Source organism: Phyllobacterium sp. GQ127 (genome assembly GCF_059758635.1).
This window is the reverse complement of the sequence record NZ_JCAXDZ010000001.1, coordinates 968,053-993,610: the sequence shown is the minus strand read 5'-3', so window position 1 is coordinate 993,610 and position 25,558 is coordinate 968,053. Positions and strand designations below refer to the sequence as shown.

The following is a 25,558-nucleotide window of genomic DNA, read 5'->3' as shown; positions in this document are numbered from 1 at the left end:
CGGCCCATATTGCCATTCATCGCCGCATCCGATATGCCCCGATCATGACCCCAATCGTACGTTTTGCACCATCGCCTACGGGCTATATCCATATTGGCAATACACGCACTGCCTTGTTCAACTGGCTGTTTGCGCTGAAAAATGGCGGACAAATGGTCCTGCGTTTCGACGATACGGACGTCGAGCGCTCCAAGACCGAATATGTCGAAGCCATTGCCGAAGATGTCGAATGGCTGGGTATCAAACCTTTTCGCGTCGAATATCAGTCGAAGCGGTTTGCTGAATACGCGGCAGCAGCCGAAAGATTGAAGGCCGCTGGTCTTCTGTATCCCTGCTATGAAACTGCCGAAGAACTTGATTTGAAACGCAAGCTGCGGCTCGCGCGACGTCTGCCGCCAGTCTATGGCCGCGACGCGCTGAAGCTGTCGGACGAAGACAAAGCCAAGCTTGAGGCGGAAGGAAAGCGCCCGCATTGGCGTTTCCTTCTTCCGAATTTCAAGGACGACCCTTTCGCCCCGGTACGTACAGAAGTGCATTGGGACGATCTGGTGCGCGGGCCGGAAACTGTCGACCTGGCATCGCTGTCCGATCCGGTGCTGATCCGTGAAGATGGTACCTATCTTTATACATTCACCTCTGTTGTCGACGATATCGACATGAACATCACGCATATTATTCGCGGTGATGATCATGTTACCAATAGCGGTGTGCAGATTTCCATTTTTGAGGCGATGGGCGCAAAGTCACCGCAGCTCGGCCATCACAATCTGTTGACAACGGCCACGGGCGAGGGACTTTCCAAACGGACAGGCGCTTTGTCGGTGGGCAGTCTGCGCCGCGCCGGCTATGAACCCATGGCGGTTGCAAGCCTTGCCGTGCTCACGGGTACTTCAGAAAATGTTGTTGCAATGCCCGATATGGAAGCGCTGGCGGCGATATTCGATCCGGCTTCCACGTCGAAATCATCCTCGAAGTTTGACCCTGCTGATCTGGACGCGCTCAACCGAGCGCTGATCCACGCCATGCCCTTTAGCGATGCCAAAGACAGGCTTGCTGCTCTTGGCATTCAAGGTGATGATGCAGAGGCGTTCTGGCTGGCTGTGCGCAGCAATCTTACTTTCGTATCCGATGCCGCGCAGTGGTGGGCAATTGTCAAAAATGGCCCTTCGAGCGACGAGCCTCTGGCCGATGAGGATCGCGACTTCGTGCGCGCTGCTTTCGATGTTCTGCCATCCGAGCCTTGGAACCATGAGACTTGGAAATCATGGACCAATGCTGTGAAGGTACAGAGCGGGCGTAAAGGCAAAGGATTGTTCATGCCTTTGCGTATTGCGCTTACGGGGCGATCTTCCGGTCCTGAGCTTGCGGATCTTTTGCCCCTCCTTGGTCGGGAAGGAACGTTGGCCCGACGACCCTGACCTTGCGGTTCGGATCGATTGGCTTGTCCACGCTCAACGGTTTGGGCAGTGGCGCTTCGTTGGGCGCCGCTGCGGGCTTGCCCAATTCAATGATGGATGATGGCTTTTCAACTGGCTTTGTTGGAGGGGTCGAAGGTTCAATCTTGGTCTGAACCGGCGGTTGTTCATTGGGCTTTACAGGTTCCGTCAATGCCGGATTTGCGGGCGGTGTCGCAGCGGGAAGCGGCTCCTGCTTTGTCACTGTTGGCTGTTGCGGATGCGCTGGCGCAATCGGCGGAGTTTGTGGTGCGGGCCGCGCGACTGGCGGCGAAGCTGGTTTTGGCGGTTGTTTCGCCAGTTCACGCGGATTACCCATGGTCGAAAAATTGCCGGCTGTTTTCTGGCATGTGCATTGCGGCGTGGCATTAGCGCCAGCCTTGCGAAATTTAAAAGCATTCGGCATATCCCGGTAAGCCTGACCACCCAGAGAAATCATGGCTTCCGGCCGCTCTTCGCCTGTTGGCTTGAAGAACAATTGCGCGCCGGGGCATTGTGCCTGGCATTGCGCCTGATCGCGCGCAAAATTCTCCGCTCCGGTTTCATAGGTCAGCGGAAAATAATAACCGTCACACGTGCGAACGCACATAGTCTGGTATTGACCGCCTTCGATGGGGACCGGGATTGATCCAGGCCCTACAGGTTGCGGTGCGCGGCCTCCATAAATCTCGTAGGATCCCGGCTCTTCCTCATCCAGCCGCGGCAGATCGCGATACTGATAATTGTTTACAGGGCAATTATTGGCATCCAGCGCCGCCTCGATACGATCCCGGCGCAGATTGAACTCGTAATCATCCAACGTTGGATCACTGTTCAGCCTGTCGAGACGCTCTTGCATGCGCACGCATGTATCGCTTTGCGCATGGGAGAAACCAGTCGCAGCCAGTACAGCGCCAAATGCGGCAACGATGATAAAAGATGTCCGGAGCATGGATGGTCTCTTCTTGGAGTATAGGCGAAACCATCCATGTTGATGCGGCAGCAATAAGACGAAAGTTTTACTCAATCCGCTGTGAAGCTTCCACAACTGCCAGCGCCGTCATGTTGACAATACCGCGCGATGTCACTGAAGGCGTCAGAATATGCGCGGGCTTGGCAGCACCCAGCAGGATCGGGCCGACATGCAGGGCATCTGTTACCGACTTGACGACATTTAGCGTGATATTGGCTGCATCAAGATTGGGGAAAACCAAGAGATTTGCCTCGTCCGTCAAGCGGGAATGGGGCAGTACGCGCTCCCGCAGAATTTGTGAAAGCGCGCTATCGCCGTGCATTTCGCCGTCCTGCTCAAGTTCCGGAGCCTTTACGCGCAGGATTTCTGAAGCGTTGCGCATTTTTGCTGCGCTTTCAGAATCGCGTGAGCCAAAGTTCGAATGTGAGAGCAAGGCAGCTTTAGGCTCAATGCCAAAGCGTCGGATTTCGTTCGCAGCAAGGACGGTTTTTTCCGCGATCTCTTCCGCAGTTGGATCGATATTCACATAGGTATCGGTCAGGAAAAGCACGCCGCGCTGTGAGATGAGCAGGCTGAGAGCGGAGAAATTACGGATGCCTTCTGACTTGCCGATAATGAGCTCGACATTGCGCAAGTGCCGCTCAAAGCGACCTTCAAGACCACAGATCATGGCATCGGCTTCGCCACGCACGATGGCAAGCGCTGCAATAACGGTGCCGCTGGCGCGAACCATTGTGCGAGCAACCTCCGGAGTCGTGCCGCGTCGCCCTGTCAGGCTAACGAGCAGATCAACATAGTCGCGATAGCGGGGATCGTCTTCCGGATCGATAATATCGAAATCCTGTCCAATCTTGATTTTCAAGCCGTAGCGTTGAAGGCGTGTTTCGATAACCTGGGGACGACCGATAAGTGTTGGAATGGCGATACCTTCTTCCAGCACCACCTGAGCTGCGCGCAATACGCGCTCATCCTCACCATCCGCATAGATGACGCGCTTCTTCTCGGCGGTTTTTGCCGCAGTGAAGATTGGCTTCATGATAAGGCCGGAGCGGAACACGAAGCGGTTCAGCCGGTCGAGATAAGCGTCGAAATCTTCAATGGGACGTTCAGCAACGCCAGTTTCCATCGCTGCCTTTGCCACCGCTGGCGCAATGCGCAGAATAAGACGCGGATCGAACGGCGAAGGAATCAGGTAGTTGGGGCCGAATGTCGGTGTTTCGCCAGAATAGGCGCGGGCTGCAACATCCGATGGTTCTTCGCGGGCAAGGGCCGCGATGGCCTGAACTGCCGCCATTTTCATTTCTTCGTTGATCGCACTTGCGCCGCAGTCGAGCGCGCCACGGAAAATATAGGGGAAGCAAAGAACGTTGTTGACCTGATTTGGGAAGTCCGAACGGCCCGTGCAGATCATGGCATCAGCACGTGCTGCGCGGGCCACTTCGGGCATGATTTCCGGATTTGGATTGGCAAGCGCCATAATCAACGGATTGGGTGCCATCTGCTTGAGAAGTTCAGGTTTCAACACGCCCGCTGCCGACAGACCAAGAAACACATCAGCACCACCGATAACGTCGGCAAGAACGCGCGCATCGGTCTTTTGCACATAGACAGACTTCCAACGGTCCATCAGCGTGTTACGGCCCTCATAGACCACACCATCCAGATCGCAGACCCAGATATTCTTGCGGTCCGCACCAAGCTTGACGAGAAGATTGAGGCAGGCAAGCGCTGCGGCACCGGCACCGGAAGCCACGATTTTGACCTTGGAAAGATCTTTGCCGGCAAGCTCCATGCCGTTGATGATCGCAGCGGCGACAATGATCGCCGTGCCGTGCTGATCATCATGAAATACCGGAATATTCATCTTCTCACGAAGCTGCTCTTCAACTTCGAAACATTCCGGTGCTTTGATATCTTCGAGGTTTATGCCGCCGAAAGTGGGTTCCAAGGCAGCAACAACGTCAACAATCTTGTTGATTTCCTGCGCGTCAATCTCAATGTCGAATACGTCGATATTCGCAAATTTCTTGAACAGGACGGCCTTGCCCTCCATCACTGGTTTGGAGGCCAGCGGTCCGATATTGCCAAGGCCAAGCACTGCGGTGCCGTTGGAAATAACGGCAACCAGATTGGCGCGGCTTGTGTAATCGGCAGCGGTAGACGGGTTGGCGTGAATGGCAAGGCAGGGCGCGGCAACGCCGGGAGAATAGGCAAGGGCAAGATCACGCTGGTTGCCAAGCGGCTTTGTCGCCTGAATTTCCAGCTTACCCGGCGTGGGAAAGCGGTGATAAAACAGCGCGCTTTCATCAAGTTCTGAATTGCCGGGCGTATTGTCCTGGGCCATGAATTGCTTCCTTCCGGAGTATCGGTCTGGGTCGTCGTCGGATATCTATCTTGAGGCATAAATGAACATAGATTTGATACAAGTCTTTATCGTTCAAATCTGCATTTTTCCTTGCCGTCATAAGACTGTGACATGAATCGGGTTTGTGTCGCGCAGAAGACGCGTTTGCGTCAGCGCGATACGGAGATCCGCATCATGGTCGAGGCCGAGCCTAAAAAGTTCCGCACGCTGTTTCTGTCCGATATCCATCTTGGCTCAAAAGGCGCTAAGGCTAGCTTTTTGCTGGACTTTTTGAAGCACCATGATGCCGAAACCATCTATCTCGTCGGTGATATTGTCGATGGTTGGCGTCTTCGCCGGTCATGGCACTGGCCGCAGGAACATAATGATATTGTGCAAAAGCTCCTGCGCAAAAGCCGCAAAGGTGCGACAATTCATTATGTCGCCGGCAATCACGATGAATTTCTGCGTGACTTCCAGGGCACGCATTTCGGCGGCATTGAAGTCACCGACCGCCTGATGCACGAAACGGCTGATGGCCGTAAGTTTCTGGTGATTCATGGCGACCAGTTCGATGTGGTTGTGCGCAATGCCCGCCACATCGCCTATCTGGGTGACTGGGCCTATGATGCAGCGCTTGCTATCAATACCGTGATGAACAAGGTGCGTCGCCGTCTTGGTCTGCGCTATTGGTCCTTCTCCGCATGGGCCAAATTCCGCGTCAAGAAAGCGGTCAATTTCATCGGTTCGTTCCAGACAGTTGTTTCCGACGAGGCGCGGCGTATCGGTGCCGATGGTGTTATCTGTGGACACATTCACCATGCGACCATCGAACAGATAGACGGTATCGAATATATCAACACGGGCGACTGGGTGGAAAGCTGTACGGCCATCGTGGAACATTTTGACGGAAGGATGGAACTTCTATCCTGGACACATCTCATCAGCGAGCATGCAGGCTTCGCGCCAGTGATCCAGATTGCCGATAAACGACCAAAGGCGGCGAATGCAGCGTGACGAGATTAAACGGCTCGTCATTGTTTCGGATGCCTGGCATCCGCAGGTCAATGGTGTCGTGCGAACCCTGACGAAAGTACGCGAGCAGATGGAGGCGCGGGGCTTTGAGGTGACGATCATCTCCCCGGCCGACTATCATTCTGTGCCTTGCCCGACCTATCCGGAAATCCGGCTTGCGTTGACACTGCCATCGGCGGTCAAGGCACGGATTGAGGCCATACAACCGGCCTATGTCCATATCGCGACGGAAGGTCCGCTGGGCATGATGGCGCGCCGCACGTGCATCAAGAATAACTGGCGTTTTACCACAAGCTTTCATACCCGTTTTCCTGAATATCTGCGCAAGCGCTTGCCGGTCCCGCTGTCATGGTCCTATGGCTGGCTGCGGCGCTTCCACAATGCTGCTGAATCCTGTCTTGTACCAACGCAGTCAATCCATGATGAGCTGATTGTGCGGGGATTTGAAACCCTGAAGGTGTGGACGCGGGGCGTAGACCGGGAATTGTTCCGGCCGCAACCAGACGTTGATCTGCACTTGCAACGACCGGTTTTCATCTGTGTGGGGCGGGTCGCTATCGAGAAGAATCTCGAAGCTTTCCTGTCGCTGGATTTGCCGGGCACGAAGCTGATCGTCGGTAATGGTCCCGACCTCGAAAATCTGAAACGCAAATATCCAAAGGCCGTCTTTGCCGGCAAGCATGAAGGTGAGGTGCTGGCGCGCTTATATGCCGGTGCTGATGTCTTCGTTTTTCCAAGCCGCACCGATACGTTCGGGCTGGTCCTGCTTGAGGCTATAGCCTCCGGCTTGCCGGTCGCCGCCTATCCTGTGCCTGGATCTAAGGATGTCATCAACGCAACCGGCGCTGGGGTTCTCTCCGAGGATTTGGGAGAGGCGGCTCTGGCTGCTCTTGCGATGTGCCGCGTCGACCCCGAGGCAACGTTGCAGGGATTTAGCTGGGAAGCCTGCGCCGATATTTTTGAAAGTATCCTGACGAGGATCGGCGTTTCGCGCGAAGTGCCCGGTCATACGGTCAAATCTGGGCAGACTATTTCTGTGCGGTAGGGTACTCAATCTATACAATTCCAAAAAACGCAATGAATTATGCGCATGAGCCGACCGCTATTTCTATGAACCAGCTAAGTTTCATGATAATGGCCAAGCTCAAGGCAACGCATGGTTGTGATTCTGCCTGAACAGCTTCGTATTTTTCCGAAAGTCCCACCGAATGACAGCCGCCGTTGCGGATTTAAGCCAAGGGAAACCGTCTCGCTTTGAGTTGCGGATTGCGTTGACCTATTTCGCTATTTTCATGTCGAACGGGTTGCATCTGCCCTATTTTCCGCTCTGGCTTGAATATCGGTCGCTGACTCCGACAGAAATTTCCATCGTATTGTCGATGCCCCTTTTCGTCCGGGTCATCGCGGCACCTCTGGTTTCGATGCTGGCAGACCGCTCCAACGACCGGGCGCATATTCTGACCTTGTGCACTATATTGGCGGTAGCCGTCGCGGCGTTCTACTTCGTACCCTTCGGCTTTGTCGGTATTCTCGCTGTGTCGTTGCTGCTTTCGCCGCCATGGACTTCACAGGTACCAGTTGCAGATACGATTGCCCTTTCGGGCGTTCGCCGTTACGGCGCCGATTTTGCCAAGATGCGGGTTTGGGGCTCAATTTCTTTCCTGCTCACTTCGTTTGTGGCGGGCATCTTCATCCAGCGTTTGGGCGAGCACATTATCCCTTGGGCTTTGCTCGGCGCGCTGGTGCTGGCATGCGGCATGAGCTTTATCGTACCCAGAATTGGCAAACCACGCAGGCTTTCCCCACTTTCCGATGTCGACATAGCAAATGCGGGCAGGGCGCTGCGCCGTCCGGCCTTTGTAACATTTCTCATCGCGACAGGCATCACACAGGCTAGCCACGCCTATGGCTACAGTTTCTCGGCGATTTACTGGAAGTCGATCGGCATAGAAGAAACCGTAATCGGGGCATTCTGGTCGATCTCTGTCGTTGCGGAAGTGATCATGTTCACCTGTTTCCGCCGCATATTCGGCAATCTCCATCCCGCCAAGGTGCTGATGATCGGGTCTGCCGTGGCAATGTTCCGATGGGCCGCCTTTCCTTTGATCGAACCCGCCGGACTTGGCGTTGCTGGTTTTCTGGTCGTCCAGTGCCTGCACTGCTTCTCATTTGCCCTGTCATTTCTCGGCATGCAAAAAATGATCGTCCTTACCATTCCCGAAGAGCGCGGCGGCACGGCGCAGGGGCTTTCAACCTTTTTCATCGGCACGTCATTGGCCATTGCCACGATGGCGTCAGGGCCGCTCTACTCGGCCACCGGCATTTACGGCTTTTACGCCATGGTTGCCCTCGCAGCTATCGGTCTGTTCCTCGCCGTTGTGTCTCTGAGGCTTGAGCAACGCGAGACCTAGAAAATTTGGTCTAGCCCCATAATTCCGATTTAGGCGGCGAAACCCGGCTTCCGTTAAATTCGAGTCCCGGCGTCCGGTCCTGCTTGAGGATCAAGGGACCGTCCAGATCGACAAAATCGGCATCTTGAGCCACTATAACAGCCGGAGCCATGGCCAGGGATGTGCCAACCATGCAACCGACCATGATCCCAAAGCCAAGTTCGCGTGCGCGATTATGCATGCGCAGCGCTTCGGTTAGTCCGCCGGTCTTGTCCAGCTTGATATTGATGCTGTCATAGCGCCCCAGCAATTTGTGCAGATCATCCGTGCCGTGAGCGCTTTCGTCGGCACAAATGGGCACAGGGTGCGGAATTTCAGCGAGGATGGCATCATTTCCGGCGGGCAGTGGCTGCTCGATCAGCGCAATACCGGCCCGCGCGCAGGCAAGCATGTTTTCCAGAATATTGGCATTGGTCCAGCCTTCATTCGCGTCAATGATAATGCGGCTTGATGGCGCGGCCAGTGCTACGGCTCTTATCCGCTCTGCATCATTTTCGCCGCCAACCTTGACCTTGATCAAGGGTCTGTCGGCAAAGCCGCTCGCTGCCTTTGCCATTGTTGCAGCATCACCGAACGAAACAGTCACGGCGGTGGTCAAATCGTGCAATTCTGGCAGGCCCAGTAGAGAGGTCACGCTTGTGCCTTGGCGCTTGGCTTCGAGATCCCACAAGGCGCAATCTACGGCGTTGCGTGCCGCGCCTGCATGAATGAGCCCCGGCAGATCGTTGCGTGTCGCGCCCTTGCTCAAAGCATCGCGCAGACCTTCAATCTCGGCACAAACCGAGTCGATGCTCTCACCATATCGCGCATAGGGCACGCATTCACCGCGCCCGCTGTGCACGCCGTCACTTAACGAGCACACGACAATTGCGGCTTCAGTCTTGGAACCACGGGAGATCGTAAACGTTCCGGCAATGGGCCATCGTTCTACCGCTATATCCAAGCTAATTATCATAATCTGCGCCTTAATTGTTCCAGTGACATCGGTCGGGAGACTCGATATGTGTGTTGTTGATGTTGACCGATAGAGCAAACAATTCAAGTGCTTCTACTGCCGCGCCTCCGCATGTTGAGTTCAACAAGGACGGGGATCGCGCTACAGTTACACTTACAGGGGCATGGACCACACGCAATGTTCGCCGCGTGGACGAAACCATGCGCGATATCGAAGTTGATAACGGGTTTTCTAGCGCCGTTATTGATCTGTCCGGCGTGGAATTGCTGGATACTGCCGGAACCTGGCTGGTAGAGCGTCTGCGCACCGCGCTGGAAAAATCCGGCAAAACAGTTTCCATTGAAGGACAGTCCGAAAGCTGGGGTGCTCTGTTTGAGGCCGTTGGCGATATTGCGGCTGCTCCTCCGGAAGTCATTCATATTGACCGCCCGTCCTTGATAACGCGATTCTTTGAATCGATTGGTCGCATGGTCTATGCCTTTGGCGATGATTTCATCAAGGCGATGCACATTCTCGGCGCAACCGTTCGCGGCGCGCAGATGAAGGGCAGCAGCAGAAGCAGTATTCGCCCGGCGGCAATTATTCATCAAATAGACAGTATGGGCATCGGCGCGGTGCCGGTGGTTGTGCTTATGTCGACCATTATTGGTGCAATTATCGCGCAGCAGGGCGCTTTCCAGTTGCGCTACTTCGGTGCCGAAATATTCGTTGTCGATCTTGTTGGCATTTTGGTGCTGCGTGAAATCGGTGTGCTTTTGACGGCAATCATGATTGCAGGCCGCTCGGGTAGCGCGATCACCGCCGAAATCGGCTCAATGAAAATGCGCGAAGAAACCGATGCACTGACTGTTATTGGTCTCAATCCCGTCGGTGTTCTGGTTTTCCCGCGTCTCGTTGCATTGGTGATCTCGCTGCCATTGCTGACAATTATTGCGGATTTCGCGGCATTGGGCGGCGCCATGGTCATCACATGGGCCTATTCTGGAATTCCGCCGGATGCCTTTATCCAGCGTTTGCGCGATGCGGTCGATCTTTCCAGCTACCTTGCTGGTCTGATCAAAGCGCCTTTCATGGCCATGATCATCGGGGTGATGGCTTCGGTTGAAGGCATGAAGGTTGGTGGCAGCGCTGAATCTTTGGGACAACGGGTTACAGCATCTGTGGTCAAATCGATTTTCGTCGTCATTGTGGTCGATGGCATTTTCGCCATCTTCTACGCGTCCATCAATTTTTAAAACTGAAGCCCCAGGCAGAAGCCTGCTTAAAGTAGATCGAGGCGCATGAATCCGAAAGAAAGTAACCAGAGCACGCACACAAAGGCTGACGACGTCATCCTTTCTGTGAAAGATGTCAGTGTCTCCTTCGGTCGTTCGACTGTGCTCAACAATCTTGATCTTGATGTTTATCGCGGCGAAATCCTTGGTTTCGTCGGAGCGTCAGGAACGGGTAAGTCTGTTCTCATGCGGACGATTCTGGGCCTCAACCAGAAGCAAAAGGGCAAGATCAGCATTTTCGGTCACGATATTGACGAGGCGAGCGAGCAGGACAAACTCGCTGTCGATATGCGTATGGGGGTGCTTTTCCAGCATGGGGCGCTGTTTTCGTCCTTGACCGTGCTTGAAAACATTCAGGTGCCGATGCGTGAATATCTCGATATTCCTCAAAAGCTTATGGATGAGCTAGCTCGGCTCAAGATCGAACTCGTGGGACTCAAGCCCGATACCGCAGAAAAGTTTCCATCGGAGCTTTCAGGCGGAATGATCAAGCGTGCGGCCTTGGCCCGCGCCCTGTCGCTTGATCCCGAAATCGTCTTCCTCGATGAGCCGACATCAGGTCTTGATCCTATTGGTGCCGCTGACTTCGACGAATTGATTGCCGATCTGCGCGATACGATGGGGCTTACCGTCTACATGGTCACCCATGACCTCGACAGTCTGTTCGCTGTATGTGACCGAATCGCTGTATTGGGCAATAAGAAGGTTCTGATCGAAGGAACCATTGAGGATATGTTGGCGTTTGACGATCCGTGGGTGAAAGAATATTTCCGTGGAAAGCGTGCTCGTCAAATTGTATCCAATGGCGATAACAGGCGGCGTTCGCCGCGTAGTGAAGCTGCGCCAACGCCAAATGTACCACCGCAGAACAGGCTAGTGGAGTGAATTTTATCAGACCACTAGCGGAACAACAGGGTCGAGCAGAGTAATTCATGGAAACAAAAGCCAATTATGTTCTGGTCGGTATTTTCACGCTTGCTGTCTGCATGCTGGCCTTCGGATTTGTTTACTGGATTGCGCGTTATGGTGACAAAACCGAGACTGCAACTTTGGAAATCCGTATTCTCGGCTCGGTAACAGGTTTGGCTGACGGCAGTCAGGTGCTGTTCAACGGTATCAAGGTTGGTACAATCCGGCGCTTGAAAATTGACGACAATAATCCTGATGCTGTGATTGCGCAGGCGGAAGTCGATGCAACAACACCTATTACGCGTTCCACCCAAGCCACGCTGGGCTTTGCTGGTCTGACCGGCCAGGCCTTTATCGAGTTGAAGGGCGGAAAGCTATATGAACCGATGCTGCTTGTGGAAGCGGCAAAGGAAGACTCCATTGCCCGCATTGATGCCGATCCGTCTGTCGTGAACAACCTTCTGCAAAAGGCCCAAACCATCCTTGAACGCGTCGATGGCGCGGTGGGATCGATTGAGAGCTTTATCACGGAAGTGAAGGGGCCTTTGGTCGATACGGTCAACAATACCAAGCAGTTTACCGATGCGCTTGCAAAGAATTCCGATGTCATCGAAAAGTTCAGCCGCAGTGCTGAAGATGTTCAGGCTGTCGTGGCTGAAGCACGGCAGATGATGGAAAAACTGAATAATGCGTCAACGCGTGTGGACGGCGTATTGGCCAAACTGGACAAACAGCTTTCCGACGAGGATGGCAGCGTTGTACGCGAAGCCCGTCAGACGCTGCAATCCTATCGTTCCGTAGCAGACAATCTGAATGCGAGACTTGGACCAATCACCGACAATCTCAACCGCTTTTCAGGGCAGGGATTGCGTGACGTGCAGTCTCTTGTCAATGAGAGCCGGCAGTCGGTTCAACGCATCGAGCGCGCTATTACAGATCTTGAGAAAAACCCGCAGCGGGTGATTTTCGGCGGTAGCGGCAATGTTCCTGAATATGACGGACGGACGCGCCGTTGACTTTGATGGATTCGCATCGCATGAAAGTTAATGAACTGTTACGCGTGGGATTGGTTAAGTGGTGAAATCGAAGACAGTAATTGCAGCGTTGGTTATCGCCTTGTCCTTGTCGGCCTGTGCCAGTTCCAAGAAGCTCGATACATTTGATCTTTCCAGCCCATCGCCGGAAGTCACCTCGTCAAGGAAGCAGGGCCGTCAGATATTGATCGCTGCCCCGTCCGCATTGAAAGCGCTCGACGGTGAAAATGTCGTTGTTCGTTCCGGTCCCAATTCAATTTCCTTTTTGAAAGGTGCGCAGTGGGCGGATCGTCTGCCCAATATTGTGCAGTCTCGCCTCGCACAGGCATTTGAAAGCACTGGACGGCTTGGCGGTGTTGGTCGCCCGGGCGATGGCCTTGCCATCGATTATCAGGTGATCAGCAATATTCGCACTTTCAACATTGATGCTTCCGGCAGTGAAACGGCCGTTGTTGAGATTGCCGTAAAGATACTGAATGACAAGAATGGCACCGTGCGTGCGACAAAGGTCTTCCGTTCGACATCTCCCGTAAGGGGCGCAGGCAACGCATCCTATATTGCCGCGCTTGATAGCGCCTTCGACACTGCCACCAGCGATATCGTCACCTGGACCCTTTCGGTTATTTAGAGCGTAAGCTCAATACCGGCTATTTGGCATTCCATTCAATGCGTGGTTCGACGGGGCTCACCATGAGGAAGATTAGTGATCTGCAAAGCTAGCCTTTAATGTCGGTGATCTTGTTCATGCAACCCATGAACCTTCCTCATGGTGAGCTTGTCGAACCACGCAGTAAATTGGTGCCAGTTTCAGCAACTCGATGAGATGAGTGATCAAGCTGCTTGCTTAAAGCTGCCAGCTTCCGGTCCAGTTGCAAACGGCAATTCTTCGTCGGCCCAACCGGTTATTCCACCGATCATGATTTTCACAGGCCGCCCAAGACGCGCCAGCTTAAGCGCAGCCTGGTCTGCACCATTGCAATGGGGTCCGGCGCAATAGACGACAAAAATCGTATCCAGAGGCCATTCAGCCATGCGTTCGGCTGAAATATCTCGGTGGTTCAGGTGGATTGCAGTGGGAATATGGCGACGCTCATAGGCAGCGCTTGTTCCTACAACATGCAAAAGGGTGAAGTCGGGTCCATCCTTCAGCGCGTGTGCCACGTCGGCGCAGTCGGTTTCCAGCGATAGACGCCTGGAAAAATGATCAATGACCTGATCGGCTGGGGCCGGGGCAATCTCGGTTACGTAGCTCATTCTGTCTCTCCTCGTGTTGGATGAGCAAGAAGTAGAACAGGTGATAAATTGCTGGTAGTTGGCAAGAATGCCATATATCGTCAATATCATGTCAAACGCCTCAAATCCGCCCCGTCTTGATAATCCGCTTGTGGTCGCCGTTGCTTATGACGGTCTTTGCACTTTCGAATTCGGTGTCGTGGTCGAGATGTTCGGGCTACCAAGGCCGGAAATGGGCGATGACTGGTATAAATTTGCTGTCGCCAGCATTGAAATGGGCGAGCTACGCGCCACAGGCGGCGTGCGCGTGCTTGCCGATGGCGGCCTTGATCTGTTTGAGCAGGCTGGAACGATTATCATGCCGGGCTGGCGCGGCGTTGAACATTCTGTCCCGGAGCCGTTGGTACAGGCTCTGCAAAAGGCCCATGCCAAGGGCGCGCGCATTCTTTCAATCTGCTCGGGCGTCTTTGTGCTTGCCGCCGCTGGCCTTTTATCGGGACGGCGCGCAACGACCCATTGGCGCTACGCCGATCTGTTGACCGAGCGTTATCCGGACATCGAGTTTGCGCCGAATGTGCTTTATGTGGACGAAGGCAATATTCTGACCTCAGCTGGCAGTGCGGCGGGTATCGACCTTTGCCTGCACCTTATTCGCCGCGATTTTGGTACCGAGGCCGCCAATAAGGTTGCGCGGCGCCTTGTTGTGGCTCCCCACCGCGATGGCGGTCAGGCTCAATTTGTCGAACAAGCAGTCCCCACAGCGCATGAGGGAGTGAGGCTTTCTCCGCTGCTGGAAACGATGCGGAACAATATTCATAAGGATTTTTCGATTGCCAGCCTCTCTAAAGCTGCGGGTATGAGTACACGTACCTTCCTGCGCCGCTTTGAAGCTGCAACTGGTACGACGCCTGCCAAATGGCTATTATCCGAGCGGTTGGGTAAAGCACGCGATCTTTTGGAAAACTCTCCGCTTTCTATTGAGACGATTGCCTTGCACACGGGTTTTGGCACTGCCGCTACGCTGCGGCATCACTTCCGCCAGCAATTGGCCACCACGCCCACAGCCTACAGGGATATGTTCGGGAAGGTGTCAGAGCTGGAAGGGGCTTGAGTGTTGTATCATCCAGATTAGCTGCATTTGACTTGTGCGTGGTTCGACGAGGCTCACCATGAGGAAGATTGCTATTTGCAGGGCGTTATATCCTGCAAGTTTGGCAATTAATCTGCAATCAACCACCTTCCTCATGGTGAGCCTCGTCGAATCAGGCAGCTACCGGAATGCGAGACTACGTTGCTCTCAGCAATGAACCACGCATATTAACAAAGAACGCGGCCCGAAGACCGCGTTTTTTGTTTTCATACCAATTGGCTCTTAACGCAGACGATTACTCGCATGGGCAAGCATGGTGTAAACCTTGCCTGTGTCGGAGGTCAGATAGGCCTGGGTCGTTGTGTTGTCGCGATCGTTGCGTGTGACATCCTCAAGCAAGCGCTCAAAGTCATCCATGTAACGATCAACAGCACGCTTGAACTCGCTGTCCGACTGATATTTGCGCTTGATCTCGTCAAAAGTCTGCTGGCCCTTGAGCGTGTAGAGACGGCGGGTGAAGACATTGCGCTCACCAGCCCGGTAACGCTGCCAGAGTTCAACGGAAGCCTCGTGGTCGATGGCGCGGGTGATGTCAATCGATAGCGAATTGAGCGACTCGACAACCTGACCGGGTGAGCGGCCTGCCGGTGCCTTTGGCGCTGCCTCGGCTTCATCGGTCGAAGCACGGCGCAGGAGATCGGACACCCAGCCATTACCGGCAGGACGAGCCGGTTCAGCATTGCCACGTGTGTCGAGTGTGCCGCGCATTGCAGGCGCAGCCGGTGCTGATGCTGTCGGTGCCGCCGCAGGACGCGGTGCCGGAGCGACCGCTTCGGTCCGTTGTGGCTGTGCTGCCACTGCGGCTGTTGCGCGGGCTGGCGCTGCGCGCTGTGCCCGTGCTTCGCCAACGTCAGTAAGACGCCCGGATTTCTGAACGATTTCCGAGAGTTCCTTCAATGCGTTGATCTGTTCGGAAACAGCCTTGCGCATCTGTGCCGTGGATTGCTTGGCTTCTTCAGGCATATCCATCACACCGCGTTGCAATTCGGAACGGGTCTGTTCAAGCTCCGTACGGATCGCTGCGGAAGAACGACGGATTTCATCGGTCGCGTTGGCAAACTTCTGCGATGCCTGTTCCACAACTTCGGAGATGGAATTGCGGATCTGTTCGGTTGTCTGGTTTGCACGGCCTTCGGCGCGGTCGAATGCCGAGGAAACAAGCGATTCGAACGAACGCATTGTCTTCTCGATTGTTTCCGACTTGGCGATGAGACCTGATGCCAATGCCTGCAAAGCTTCCTGGCGCTCGTCAAAAGTCGAGGCGAGGTTGGTTTGCGATGCGTTGATCAGTTCCGATGCCTTGTTGAGCATGTTGCCGTGCTCGTCAAACCGCTGAGCGATGGAAGCAATGTCGGTTAGCGTGCTGTTGGACAATTGTGACAGTTTGCCGAGATTGCCATCAATCAGACGGGTTGAGGTCTCGAAGGATTCAGCAGCCTTCGTGGCGTTCTCCGCAAAGGCCGTCGTCGTGTCGAGCAGGCGTCCGTCAATGTCGCCAAGGTTCTTGGTCGCCATATCGATGAGTTCCCCAAGCTTCGCATTTGAAGAGGAGAGGCGGTCGATAAGGTTGCTCACATCATCGGTCAGACCAGCCTTGGCCGCCTGAACAGCAGTGATTGTCTCTGCGGTACGGCTGGCGATAGCATTGATCAGAGCCGCATTTTCAACCCGCAGGCGTTCAGTTGCGGATGTGGTTGCTTCAACGAGCTGCGAGGCGAGCGTACGGCCATTATCGGCAAGGCTTTCGACCAGCGGCTGAGCCGTATTGTCGAGAATGCTGATGATTTCCTGCGAACGGGCCGAGAGAACCTCGTTCAATTCGCGGGTGCTTTCCGCAAGCTTCGATGCGGTCGTATTGGTGGCTGCCGAGAAGCGGGCCTCCAAAGCCTCGAGATTGGCGGCGGCCTCCGTTGCGCGCTGACCAAGCCGTTTTTCGGTTTCCGCCAGGCTTTCATTCATGCGCTGGCTGAATGCCTCGCCATGGCCGTCAAGAGCTTCGCCGGCCTTCTGTGCTTCACCGGTAAGGGTAGAAGCAGCTTCTGTGATTTTCTCACGCAGCGTGCGGGCGACAACCGAAGCACTCTGTTCGAGCGATTTGCGAACATTATCGACACCAATGGCCAGTGCATTCTGCATGGTTGTGGTGCGTTCGTCGATTGTACCGCCATGGTTTTCGAAGGCCTTGGCAAGCACGTCTGCGCTGTCTTGCAGGACCGCCTGCAAGGCTACCGTACGGTCGCCAATAGCACCTGCCTTGTCGTCCAGCGTCTGACCCAGAGCAGCATTGCCCTGTTCCATGGCTGCGCGAATGGCTGCAATGCGCTGGTCGAGAATGGTCGCATGATCGTTGAGCGTTTCGCCGACGCGGGTATCGCTTTCGGCCAAGGCTGCGCGAATAGCGGCAGCGCGCTCGTCCAGCGTTCCGATATGGGAAGCCAGCGTGTCGCCGATCTGCATATTGCTGCTGTCGAGCACAGAACGGATGCCTGCTGTGCGCTCTTCAATATCGCTAGCATGCTGTGCCAGTGTCTCGCCGATGCGGGCATGGGTATTTTCAAGCGCTGCCTGAATACCGGCTGTACGCTCATCCAGCGAAGAAGCGTGCGAAGCCAAAGTCTGGCCGATACGCTGATCGCTATTGCTGAGCGCCTGCTCGATTCCCGCTGTCCGCTCGTCGATGGAACTTGCATGCGAGGAAAGGATATTACTGATGCGCGAGTCGCTTTCGATCAGGGCCTGACCGATACCGGCCGTACGCTCTTCAATGGCGCTGGCATGCGAGGCCAGAACATCGCTGATACGCGCGTCACTGCTGGTCAAAGCCGACTCGATGCGACCTGTACGGTCATCCACACTGTCGATAAAGCCGCTCAATGTGCCGTCGATACGTGTGCCGCTATTAAGCAGCGTGGCCTGAATTTCGGCGTTGCGTGCATCAATAGCCTGCGTATGAGCAGCAAGCGTTTCGCCAAGTTTGGCATCGCTGCCGGAAAGAGCCAGCTGGATTTCCTGGTTGCGCTCGTCAAGGCTTCGATTGTGCTGATCAAGCGTCTGCGCAATCTTGGCATGTGTTTCAACAAATGCCGCACGCATTCCAATGGTGCGCTCATCGATGATCTTGGCATGGGCATCAAGTGTCTGGCCAATGCGTGTGTCGGTGGCGTGTATCGCTGTTTCAATATTGGCGCTACGCAGATCGATGTTGCGAGCATGTTCGTCCAGCGTGTCGCGAATGCGTGTATCAGTGTCCGCAAAGGCAGCGTGCATGCCGGCTGTGCGATCTTCGATTGCTTTAGCGTGCTGTTCGAGTGTTGCACCAATACGGGCTTCATTGTCTTCAAGCAGCGTATGAATGCCGGCAGTACGGTTTTCAATTGCCTTGGCATGTTGTTCGAGCGTGGCACCGATGCGGGCGTCATTATCCACAAGCGATGCACGCAGACCAGCAGTACGCTCTTCGAGGGTCGAGCCATGACCTTCGATGATCTGACCAATAGCTGCAGTGCTGCTTTCCAGTATGGATTTAAGGTTTGAGGTGTGATCGCCGATCTGTCCTGCCTGATCGCGAATAACGATGGCAGCGCGGTCGGTTTCCTGAATCAATGTCGCGGCGAGGGCATCGCGTTCTTCAGCAAGTTTGGCAGCGAGCGCTTCACGGCTTTCCACAAGGCGGTCGGAAAGAGCCGCCGCATTGGTGGAAAGAAGGCTGCCTACCTGCTCGGAAAGCGTCGACAGATCATTGCCGATCTTTGCTTTTGTCTCATCGACAATGCCGTCAATCGAAGCGCGGCCATCGGTAAAGGTCTTGGCGATGTCGCGAGTGCGTTCGATCAACTGTTCGTTGATCTGGCGCGCACGGGCTTCGAGGGCCGAATTGAGACGCTCGGTGCTGGCATCCAGCGAATGGGCGCGTGTTTCGAACTCTGCAAGCAGTGAGCGTCCGCGTTCGTTGATTGTTGTATCGAGCCCGGCGAGACGTGTGTCGAATTCGCCAACCAGCGTCTGCGTGGCATTGCCCAGCAGCGACAACATGCTGTTGGTGCGGCCGTCGAGCGTATCAGCCAGTTTCATTGTTACAGAATCTGTCTGTTCGGACAGAGCTGCAATGCGCATTTCCAGAAGATTTGCAAAGGCTTCGCCGGAAGTGCTGATCTTGTTTGATATGTCGTCCGAACGGGAAACGATCTGCTCGGAAATTACCTGTCCGCTCTGTGTCAGTCGTTCAATGAGCGACTCACCAGACTGGTTTATCGACATGCTAAGATTGGTGGACGCGCTGGAAAGGTGTTCGCGCAAGGAATCGCCTGCCAGTGAAAGCTCGTCTTTCAACTGCTCGTGGGCACTGGAAATAGAAGCGCGCACGCGTTCTGCGTGGCCGATTACCGATTCGCGTTCACCGCCGAGACGGTCAACGAGGGTACGGATGCGGTATTCATTGTCGGTGTAGACGCGTTCAAGCTGGTTCACTTCGGTCTGGACCAAGGTTTCCAGTTCAACGGCGCGCGCCAGCGTGCGCTCGACACCTTCGCTCATGGCCGCAACTTCGCGGCGCACAGCCTGACCCAGCGAAGCAACGCGGTCGGATGAGAGCATTTCCGGTTCGGACAGGCGCATTGCTGCTTCCGCCATGGAACGCGCAGCATACTGCATTTCCTGACCACGACGGATCATGATCGCGAATGCCCAGAAAAGCATGATTGGAACGATGATCGCTACCGCTAGGCCAATTGCGTAAGGCGCTGCGGCAAAATCAGAGAAGGACCGGATCGACCAGAGCGATGGACCGTAAAGAGCATTGCCAAGTGCCAAGACACTGCCGGCCCAAAGAACACTGATGATCCCTGTAATCAGGGTATAGGATTTCGGCTGCGCAACGGAACTGGTGGAGTGCGTGGTCTTGGCGGCTTGAAGCAGGTCGTCATTCGCTGGCCGGAAGGAGGGCTGCGATGGAACAGCCGGAGCCTTTGGTGGCGCGGGTGGAGCTGCGGGAATGGGATTGGCAGCCTTGATCTGCGGCTTTGGCGCAGGCAATGGAATGGCGGCAACAGGCGGCGTTGTTACCTCAGGTTCGGGCAATTTTACAGGTTCGGCCGCGGCAGGTGTCTCAAATTTCTCGGCGGCAAGCTCCTGCGCTGCCTGTGAAATCTGGGCTTCGAGATCGTTCAGGGACAAGAGATCATCGTCAAGTGGAGACAGATCCATATCCATCCCGAGCGTTGACTCGTCGAAATCGATTTCTAGAGCCTTTTCAAGGGCTTCACCGAGCTCGTCTTCGGCTTTGAAAGCCTTGCTTTTCGGGGCTGTGGCCATGTTTTCCTCACAATATTGGGCGGTGGCCACATGTGGGGCCAACCGCGCCATACTCTTTACGCCGCTACTTTAATGTACTGGCACATGGTTTGGAAAGAAACAATGGATTCAGGAAATGCTTAAAAGTTTAAACACAAGGTTAATTTTTGGGCCTCTCATAAAATTTCAATTGTAGGCAAAAATTTACCCGGCATTCACCATAAGGCACCATTTAAGCACGATTTCCGCCCCGTTTTAACCTTGAATCAGCGTCATCAGCTTAGGCTCGTGAGTTCAAATGTAAAAGCGTTCAGGAGAATATCCAATGGCCCAACAGGCATCGATGGCATTTGCTTCGCCAGGTGGCGAGCGATCGAAGCCAGCGCGAAAGCGCCCGATTGATCTTGTTCACCTTACCCGTGAAACATTCGGCAACCGCGCTCTCGAAACCGAAATCCTCAACCTGTTTTCCCGTCAGACCTGCGGCATCGTGGACAGACTTATCCACGCAAATCCTGATGATCGCGTCCGGCTTGCCCGCTCGCTCAAGGGTTCGGCCAATGCAATTGGCGCATTTCGCGTGGCCGAACTGGCAGAGGCGGTCGAGCAGGCTCCAGCCGATTCGAAACTGGTCAGGGACCTTCGCCCTGCCATTGATGATGCGCGCGATTATATAGCGGCAATAACGCGCTGAAGTTTGCGCTGCGTCAGGGAGTACAATTGACTTACGCCTTTAAAGCCCTATGTCAGCGGTAACTTGATCACTGGGGCCTTAATTCATGGCGAAAATCACCTTTGTCACTCACGGTGGCGAACGCATCGAGGCGGACGCCGAAAACGGCTCTACCGTTATGGAAAGTGCCATTCGCTTTGCTGTTCCGGGTATTGATGCGGAATGTGGCGGCGCCTGCGCCTGCGCCACCTGTCATGTCTATGTGGATGAAGAATGGAAGGCTGCGACTGGCGAACCCGAGGCCATGGAAGAAGACATGCTCGATTTCGCCTATGATGTGCGTCCCAATTCACGACTTTCCTGCCAGATCCACGTTTCTGATGAACTGGATGGTCTTGTGGTGCACGTTCCGGAACGTCAGTCCTGATATTTATTGCAGTTCTGTCGTGCGCCCTTCGACAAGCTCAGGATGAGGAATGTTGGTGTATTTGCAATGGATAGCGCCGGGCGCGGTGACCTGCCTGCAGCCAACTCACCTTCCTCATGGTGAGCCCGTCGAACCACGCACAATAGAATTGCCACTCATAGGCCGATAATTGCAGCTCACAGGCTGATATTTTCTCATTGACCCATTAGAATCAAACCGCAGAACGGCTTTTCATAGCTTGAGCGGCGGCATTGTCTTGACCTTGGGACAAGCAATCGTTACGCGCATGGCAGCCCGTGTGTCTTGAACACGCCAGCCATTACCCTTTTTCTATCTGCACGGCATGCAGACCGTCCGGCATGAGGAATTTGCGATGAGCGAGATTATCAAAACCGATGTTGTCATCATTGGCGCAGGGCCCGTCGGCCTGTTTGCGGTGTTTGAACTTGGCCTTTACGATCTGAAATGCCATCTCATCGATATTCTTGATCGCCCCGGCGGCCAGTGTGCAGAGCTTTATCCGGAAAAGCCGATCTACGATATTCCGGCATGGCCCATCATCAGCGGCAATGAGCTGACTGAAAAGCTGATGGAGCAGATCAAGCCGTTTTCACCCCAATTCCATTTCAATCGCATGGTGACGGGACTTGAACGTCTCGAAGATGGAACATTCCGCATCGAGACGGATGATGCTGAAGTGTTCGAAGCCAAGGTGGTCGTTATTGCAGCCGGTGGCGGATCTTTCCAGCCCAAGCGCCCGCCGGTTCCCGGTATCGAGGCCTATGAAGGCAAGAGCGTGTTTTATTCCGTGCGCCGCATGGAAGAATTCCGCGATCAGGATGTTCTTATTGTGGGGGGCGGTGACAGTGCGCTGGATTGGGCGCTCAACTTGCAGCCGATTGCCCGTAGCCTGACCGTGGTGCACCGGCGCGCAGAATTCCGCGCTGCGCCCGATAGCGTCAAGAAAATGTTTGAACTGGTGGAAAGCGGCAGCGTTCGTTTTGAGCTGGGACAAGTGTCTGGCCTCAAAGGCGATAATGGCGAACTGACCCACGCTGTCATCAAGGCGGCAGAAGGCGAGGTCGAGATTCCTGTGACGCGCCTTCTGCCATTCTTCGGCCTGACCATGAAACTGGGTCCGATTGCCGATTGGGGCCTGAACCTGCATGAAAATCTTATTTCGGTGAATGTCGAGACTTTTGAAACATCAGAACCCGGCATTTTCGCCATTGGCGACATCAACTGGTATCCGGGCAAGCTCAAGCTGATCCTGTCGGGCTTCCACGAAGCTGCATTGATGACCCAGGCGGCAAAGCGCATCGTCAATCCCGGCGAGCGCGTTGTGTTTCAATACACAACCTCATCAACCAGTTTGCAGAAAAAACTTGGGGTGAACTGAGGGGGTAGTTTACTATTGAACACAAAACTCTCCGTCATCCTCGGGCTTGACCCGAGGACCCGGAGTTGCGCTACACAACAAATTGACTGATAAATCCCCGGTTCAAGCCCGAGGATGACGGAGATGTTTGTACTTTATTGATGGTGGCGCACTACCTTCTCAAGGCTTAGACAGTTCCTTCACCATGCGGTAAGTCAACAGGCGCTCGAAGCGTGTCTCGAAATTGACTGTTTCAATGCGGTCGAAACGCACCTGATCTGCATCATGTTTCTTGAGCAGTTTTGCCGTCAGCGCGTCAATATCGGCTTTCAACTTCATACAATCGCTACGCCAGGGCAGGGCTTTGACCTGACGCTCCATATCGCCAGCTGCGGTGCGCGCAATGACGATATGGCTTTCCTCATGCCGCTTGATATCCGCCGAAAGCGTGTCCCACACAAGCGCGAGATCCCGCTTTGCGCTGCGGCGCTGTTTCCAGCGGGGCAGGTAAACAGTTGCGCGCACGGTGATATCCGCATTGACGACCTGACAGTTCTTGCCATTGGAGCCAAACTTCACCTTGCTGTCAAAGCGCATCCGCGTCATGCCGGGATGCCGTGTACCGGTCTTCGCCAATACTGGTCCCCTGCGGCTCAACTCCTTGTCGAGTTCGGCTGCATTATCCGCATTCAATGTGAAATACTGGTATTTTCGCAGGACGGTTGCGGCGTCGGCGGGAGCAACGAAACTGGAGGCAATAGCGACCGCAATCGAGCTGGCGGCTAATCTGGCCAAAATATGCATTCAGCTTTTCCTTTTCTTTGGCCAGTGTGCATCATTCAAACAGTATCGTCAAAAACCTTGCAGATGAATTGACGTTCCGCGCAATGTGATAAAAAACCAGACAGCGAATAATCAACGGGAGCGTAGGAATGGATCGGGAATGGCAACTGGCACATGGCCGGTCTTTGACCTTGGGGCCACGCGCATTGATTATGGGCGTGCTCAATGTGACACCCGATTCGTTTTCCGATGCCGGTGTCCATTATTCGCTGGATCAAGCTTTGCAGGGCGCGCGCAAGATGATCGAAGATGGGGCATCGATCATTGATGTGGGTGGCGAATCCACACGGCCAGGCGCGGCGCGGGTTGAACCTTCGGTAGAGCAATCGCGAATTTTACCGGTCATCGACGCTTTGGCGAAGCAGGACGATATAATTATCTCGGTTGACACATATCGCGAGGAAACGGCGCGGCTTGCCGTGGAGGCTGGAGCCCATATCGTCAATGATGTATGGGGGGTACAGCGGGAGCCCGCCATTGCTGATCTTGCTGCGCGCACCGGCGCGGGGCTTGTCATCATGCATACAGGCCGCGAGCGTGAACGCGATCCGGACGTGATCGCCGATCAGTTTGCCTTTCTCAATCGGTCGCTGGAAATCGCACGGCTTGCTGGCGTATCGGATAGCCAGATCGTGCTTGATCCCGGATTTGGTTTCGCCAAGGATACCGATGAGAATATTGCGTTGATGGATCGCTTTTCAGAACTTGCCGCCTTCGGCTACCCATTCCTTGCGGGGACGTCGCGCAAGAGATTCCTCGGCGCTGTTTCCGGTGGTGAAGCCAATGAAAGAGACGTGGTGACAGCTGCATCCTCGGCTATAATACGGCTTGCCGGAGCCGATATTTTCCGTGTGCATAATATCGCTATGAGCCGCAGCACGCTCAACCTCGCCGATGCAATGCTGGATAATCGCGGCAAGCGCCCATGACTATCTTGCGTAAAGCCTGGCTGGGTCTTGGCGGCAATCTTGGCGATCCGATCTTGGCCATGGGACAGGCTCTGCGCGCTCTGGATAGCCGGGCTGATACCTCGGTCAACATCGTGTCGCCGGTCTATAATACGCCGCCATGGGGCAAGCGCGATCAGCCTTCTTTCTACAATGCCTGCGCGGAGCTTGCGACTGAGCTCGAACCGGAATCCCTGCTGGCGGTCTGTCTCAATATTGAACTGGTAATGAAACGCGAGCGGCTGGAGCGCTGGGGCCCGCGCATTATCGATATTGATGTGCTGGCCTATGAGGGGATAGATCGCTTTGAAAGCTCAAGCCTTATCCTGCCGCATCCGCGCATGACGGAACGCGCATTCGTGCTCGTGCCGCTTGGTGATATCGCCCCCGATCTGAAGATTGAGGGAATGAGCGTTTTGCATTGGGCGGCGCTGGCAGATAGTACCGGAATGACAAAAGCCCGCGATGATGCGGGCTGGTGGTCCGTTCAATAGCAGAACAGAAAGGTGCGTGGTTCGACAAGCTCGCCATGAGGAAGAGGGCGGACTGCAGTAGCGTTGTGGCTGTAGACTATTGTGCAATCAGTTCTTAGCAACGCTGCCCACGGCAGTTGTATCAACGCGCTTCAAGGACATGCCGACGACAGGAATCAACTGGTCTTCCAGATGAACGGAAATCGTTACATTCATGCTGTTATCATTGTTGAATTTCGCCTGCATGGCACCGCTGAGCTGTCTGCGGTTGATTGCAAGAACAACCCGATTGCCTGAGACATTGCCGCCGGTAATGTCGAGACCCTTGCCAGCCGAACCGTCTAGGAAGGTGCCCTTGTAGCTATTGCCGCTGCGGGCGATCGTTGCCTTCATCGGTTGATTGAAAATACCGACACGGCAGTTGCCATCCAGCGTCATGCCTGTTGCGGCGGCTGGTGTGGAGCCTTCCAGCGTGCAGGTAAATTTTGTACCCTTATATTTGCCCGCCACGATTTCTCCGGGGCCAACCCACTGGCCTTGGACATTCTCGAAGAATTCCGCATCTTTATCCTTAGCTTGCGCCGGCAGCGCCAATAGCGCGCAGGCGAAAAGGGACAGGGCGGCAACTGCTGCGCTTGTTTTCATCGACACGGACTCAAACTCTAATCATTGGAATGGCTGCTTCGAACCAATCATGGGTTGGAATGGTTAACAGATGGTTGCCAATGCCATAAAACT

At 54.7% G+C, this 25,558-nt stretch carries 21 protein-coding genes; 14 read left to right on the top strand and 7 right to left on the bottom strand.

Annotated elements, in window-relative coordinates:
- Positions 1-44 precede the first annotated feature (44 nt).
- Positions 45-1,418 (top strand): glutamate--tRNA ligase, encoded by a 1,374-nt coding sequence (gene gltX, locus AC6CHM_RS05120; protein ID WP_498172261.1) that lies wholly within the window; start codon positions 45-47, stop codon positions 1,416-1,418.
- Here the strand turns inward: gltX and AC6CHM_RS05115 are convergent.
- The gene (locus AC6CHM_RS05115; protein WP_498172260.1) at positions 1,336-2,385 is read right to left on the bottom strand and encodes a DUF2865 domain-containing protein; all 1,050 of its coding nucleotides are present in this window, start codon (positions 2,383-2,385) and stop codon (positions 1,336-1,338) included. The genes gltX and AC6CHM_RS05115 overlap by 83 nt on opposite strands.
- Positions 2,386-2,452: 67 nt before the next feature.
- Complete coding sequence (locus AC6CHM_RS05110) at positions 2,453-4,750, bottom strand: NADP-dependent malic enzyme (RefSeq protein WP_440805964.1); 2,298 nt, start codon at positions 4,748-4,750, stop codon at positions 2,453-2,455.
- A gap of 195 nt (positions 4,751-4,945) precedes the next feature.
- Here AC6CHM_RS05110 and AC6CHM_RS05105 point away from each other — a divergent pair, with 195 nt between their 5' ends.
- The 3 genes from AC6CHM_RS05105 (at position 4,946) to AC6CHM_RS05095 (ending at position 8,196) form a co-directional block, all read left to right on the top strand.
- The gene (locus AC6CHM_RS05105; protein ID WP_115053272.1) at positions 4,946-5,767 is read left to right on the top strand and encodes a UDP-2,3-diacylglucosamine diphosphatase; all 822 of its coding nucleotides are present in this window, start codon (positions 4,946-4,948) and stop codon (positions 5,765-5,767) included.
- Positions 5,757-6,830, top strand: coding sequence for a glycosyltransferase family 4 protein (locus tag AC6CHM_RS05100; protein WP_498172258.1), 1,074 nt, complete (start codon positions 5,757-5,759; stop codon positions 6,828-6,830). Before AC6CHM_RS05105 ends, AC6CHM_RS05100 begins: the two co-directional genes overlap by 11 nt.
- Positions 6,831-6,993: 163 nt before the next feature.
- On the top strand, positions 6,994-8,196 hold the full coding sequence (locus AC6CHM_RS05095; RefSeq protein ID WP_115052756.1) for an MFS transporter: 1,203 nt from the start codon (positions 6,994-6,996) through the stop codon (positions 8,194-8,196).
- Between the two features lie 10 nt (positions 8,197-8,206).
- Here AC6CHM_RS05095 and dgcA read toward each other — a convergent pair whose 3' ends face one another.
- Complete coding sequence (gene dgcA / locus AC6CHM_RS05090) at positions 8,207-9,190, bottom strand: N-acetyl-D-Glu racemase DgcA (protein ID WP_498172257.1); 984 nt, start codon at positions 9,188-9,190, stop codon at positions 8,207-8,209.
- A 59-nt stretch (positions 9,191-9,249) separates the two neighbouring features.
- Here dgcA and AC6CHM_RS05085 point away from each other — a divergent pair, with 59 nt between their 5' ends.
- The 4 genes from AC6CHM_RS05085 (at position 9,250) to AC6CHM_RS05070 (ending at position 13,035) form a co-directional block, all read left to right on the top strand.
- Positions 9,250-10,425 (top strand): ABC transporter permease, encoded by a 1,176-nt coding sequence (locus AC6CHM_RS05085; protein WP_115052758.1) that lies wholly within the window; start codon positions 9,250-9,252, stop codon positions 10,423-10,425.
- 45 nt (positions 10,426-10,470) lie between these two features.
- On the top strand, positions 10,471-11,349 hold the full coding sequence (locus tag AC6CHM_RS05080) for an ABC transporter ATP-binding protein (RefSeq protein ID WP_336439900.1): 879 nt from the start codon (positions 10,471-10,473) through the stop codon (positions 11,347-11,349).
- Positions 11,350-11,396: 47 nt separating this feature from the next.
- A complete protein-coding gene (locus tag AC6CHM_RS05075; RefSeq protein WP_115052760.1) occupies positions 11,397-12,389 on the top strand; it encodes an MlaD family protein in 993 nt (330 codons plus the stop codon).
- A gap of 61 nt (positions 12,390-12,450) precedes the next feature.
- Positions 12,451-13,035 (top strand): ABC-type transport auxiliary lipoprotein family protein, encoded by a 585-nt coding sequence (locus tag AC6CHM_RS05070; protein ID WP_370878830.1) that lies wholly within the window; start codon positions 12,451-12,453, stop codon positions 13,033-13,035.
- Positions 13,036-13,238: 203 nt separating this feature from the next.
- On the opposite strand, the gene AC6CHM_RS05065 is transcribed toward AC6CHM_RS05070, so the two are convergent.
- Positions 13,239-13,661, bottom strand: a complete 423-nt coding sequence (locus tag AC6CHM_RS05065) for a rhodanese-like domain-containing protein (protein WP_498172254.1) — start codon at positions 13,659-13,661, stop codon at positions 13,239-13,241.
- A gap of 67 nt (positions 13,662-13,728) precedes the next feature.
- On the opposite strand from AC6CHM_RS05065, the gene ftrA reads away from it, so the two are divergent.
- Entirely contained in the window at positions 13,729-14,751 is a 1,023-nt protein-coding gene (gene ftrA, locus AC6CHM_RS05060) for a transcriptional regulator FtrA (RefSeq protein WP_354343925.1), read from the top strand.
- A gap of 261 nt (positions 14,752-15,012) precedes the next feature.
- On the opposite strand, the gene AC6CHM_RS05055 is transcribed toward ftrA, so the two are convergent.
- Positions 15,013-20,100, bottom strand: coding sequence for an apolipoprotein A-IV repeat region-like domain-containing protein (locus AC6CHM_RS05055; RefSeq protein WP_498172252.1), 5,088 nt, complete (start codon positions 20,098-20,100; stop codon positions 15,013-15,015).
- 304 nt (positions 20,101-20,404) lie between these two features.
- Between AC6CHM_RS05055 and AC6CHM_RS05050 the strand changes: the two genes are divergently transcribed.
- The 3 genes from AC6CHM_RS05050 (at position 20,405) to AC6CHM_RS05040 (ending at position 22,578) form a co-directional block, all read left to right on the top strand.
- Positions 20,405-20,773 (top strand): Hpt domain-containing protein, encoded by a 369-nt coding sequence (locus AC6CHM_RS05050; RefSeq protein WP_115052765.1) that lies wholly within the window; start codon positions 20,405-20,407, stop codon positions 20,771-20,773.
- Between the two features lie 85 nt (positions 20,774-20,858).
- Positions 20,859-21,179 (top strand): 2Fe-2S iron-sulfur cluster-binding protein, encoded by a 321-nt coding sequence (locus AC6CHM_RS05045; RefSeq protein WP_115052766.1) that lies wholly within the window; start codon positions 20,859-20,861, stop codon positions 21,177-21,179.
- Between the two features lie 373 nt (positions 21,180-21,552).
- On the top strand, positions 21,553-22,578 hold the full coding sequence (locus AC6CHM_RS05040; RefSeq protein WP_115053273.1) for an NAD(P)/FAD-dependent oxidoreductase: 1,026 nt from the start codon (positions 21,553-21,555) through the stop codon (positions 22,576-22,578).
- Between the two features lie 159 nt (positions 22,579-22,737).
- Here the strand turns inward: AC6CHM_RS05040 and AC6CHM_RS05035 are convergent, their stop codons facing one another.
- Positions 22,738-23,361 carry a DUF922 domain-containing Zn-dependent protease gene (locus tag AC6CHM_RS05035; protein ID WP_115052767.1) on the bottom strand — a complete coding sequence of 208 codons (624 nt, stop codon included), beginning with the start codon at positions 23,359-23,361 and terminating at the stop codon, positions 22,738-22,740.
- 128 nt (positions 23,362-23,489) lie between these two features.
- Between AC6CHM_RS05035 and folP the strand changes: the two genes are divergently transcribed.
- Positions 23,490-24,329: a dihydropteroate synthase gene (folP, locus tag AC6CHM_RS05030; RefSeq protein WP_498172249.1), complete on the top strand. Its 840-nt coding sequence runs from the start codon at positions 23,490-23,492 to the stop codon at positions 24,327-24,329.
- The gene (gene folK / locus AC6CHM_RS05025; protein WP_498172248.1) at positions 24,326-24,841 is read left to right on the top strand and encodes a 2-amino-4-hydroxy-6-hydroxymethyldihydropteridine diphosphokinase; all 516 of its coding nucleotides are present in this window, start codon (positions 24,326-24,328) and stop codon (positions 24,839-24,841) included. Before folP ends, folK begins: the two co-directional genes overlap by 4 nt.
- Positions 24,842-24,928: 87 nt before the next feature.
- Here folK and AC6CHM_RS05020 read toward each other — a convergent pair whose 3' ends face one another.
- Positions 24,929-25,465: a hypothetical protein gene (locus AC6CHM_RS05020; RefSeq protein WP_115052770.1), complete on the bottom strand. Its 537-nt coding sequence runs from the start codon at positions 25,463-25,465 to the stop codon at positions 24,929-24,931.
- Positions 25,466-25,558: the final 93 nt, after the last annotated feature.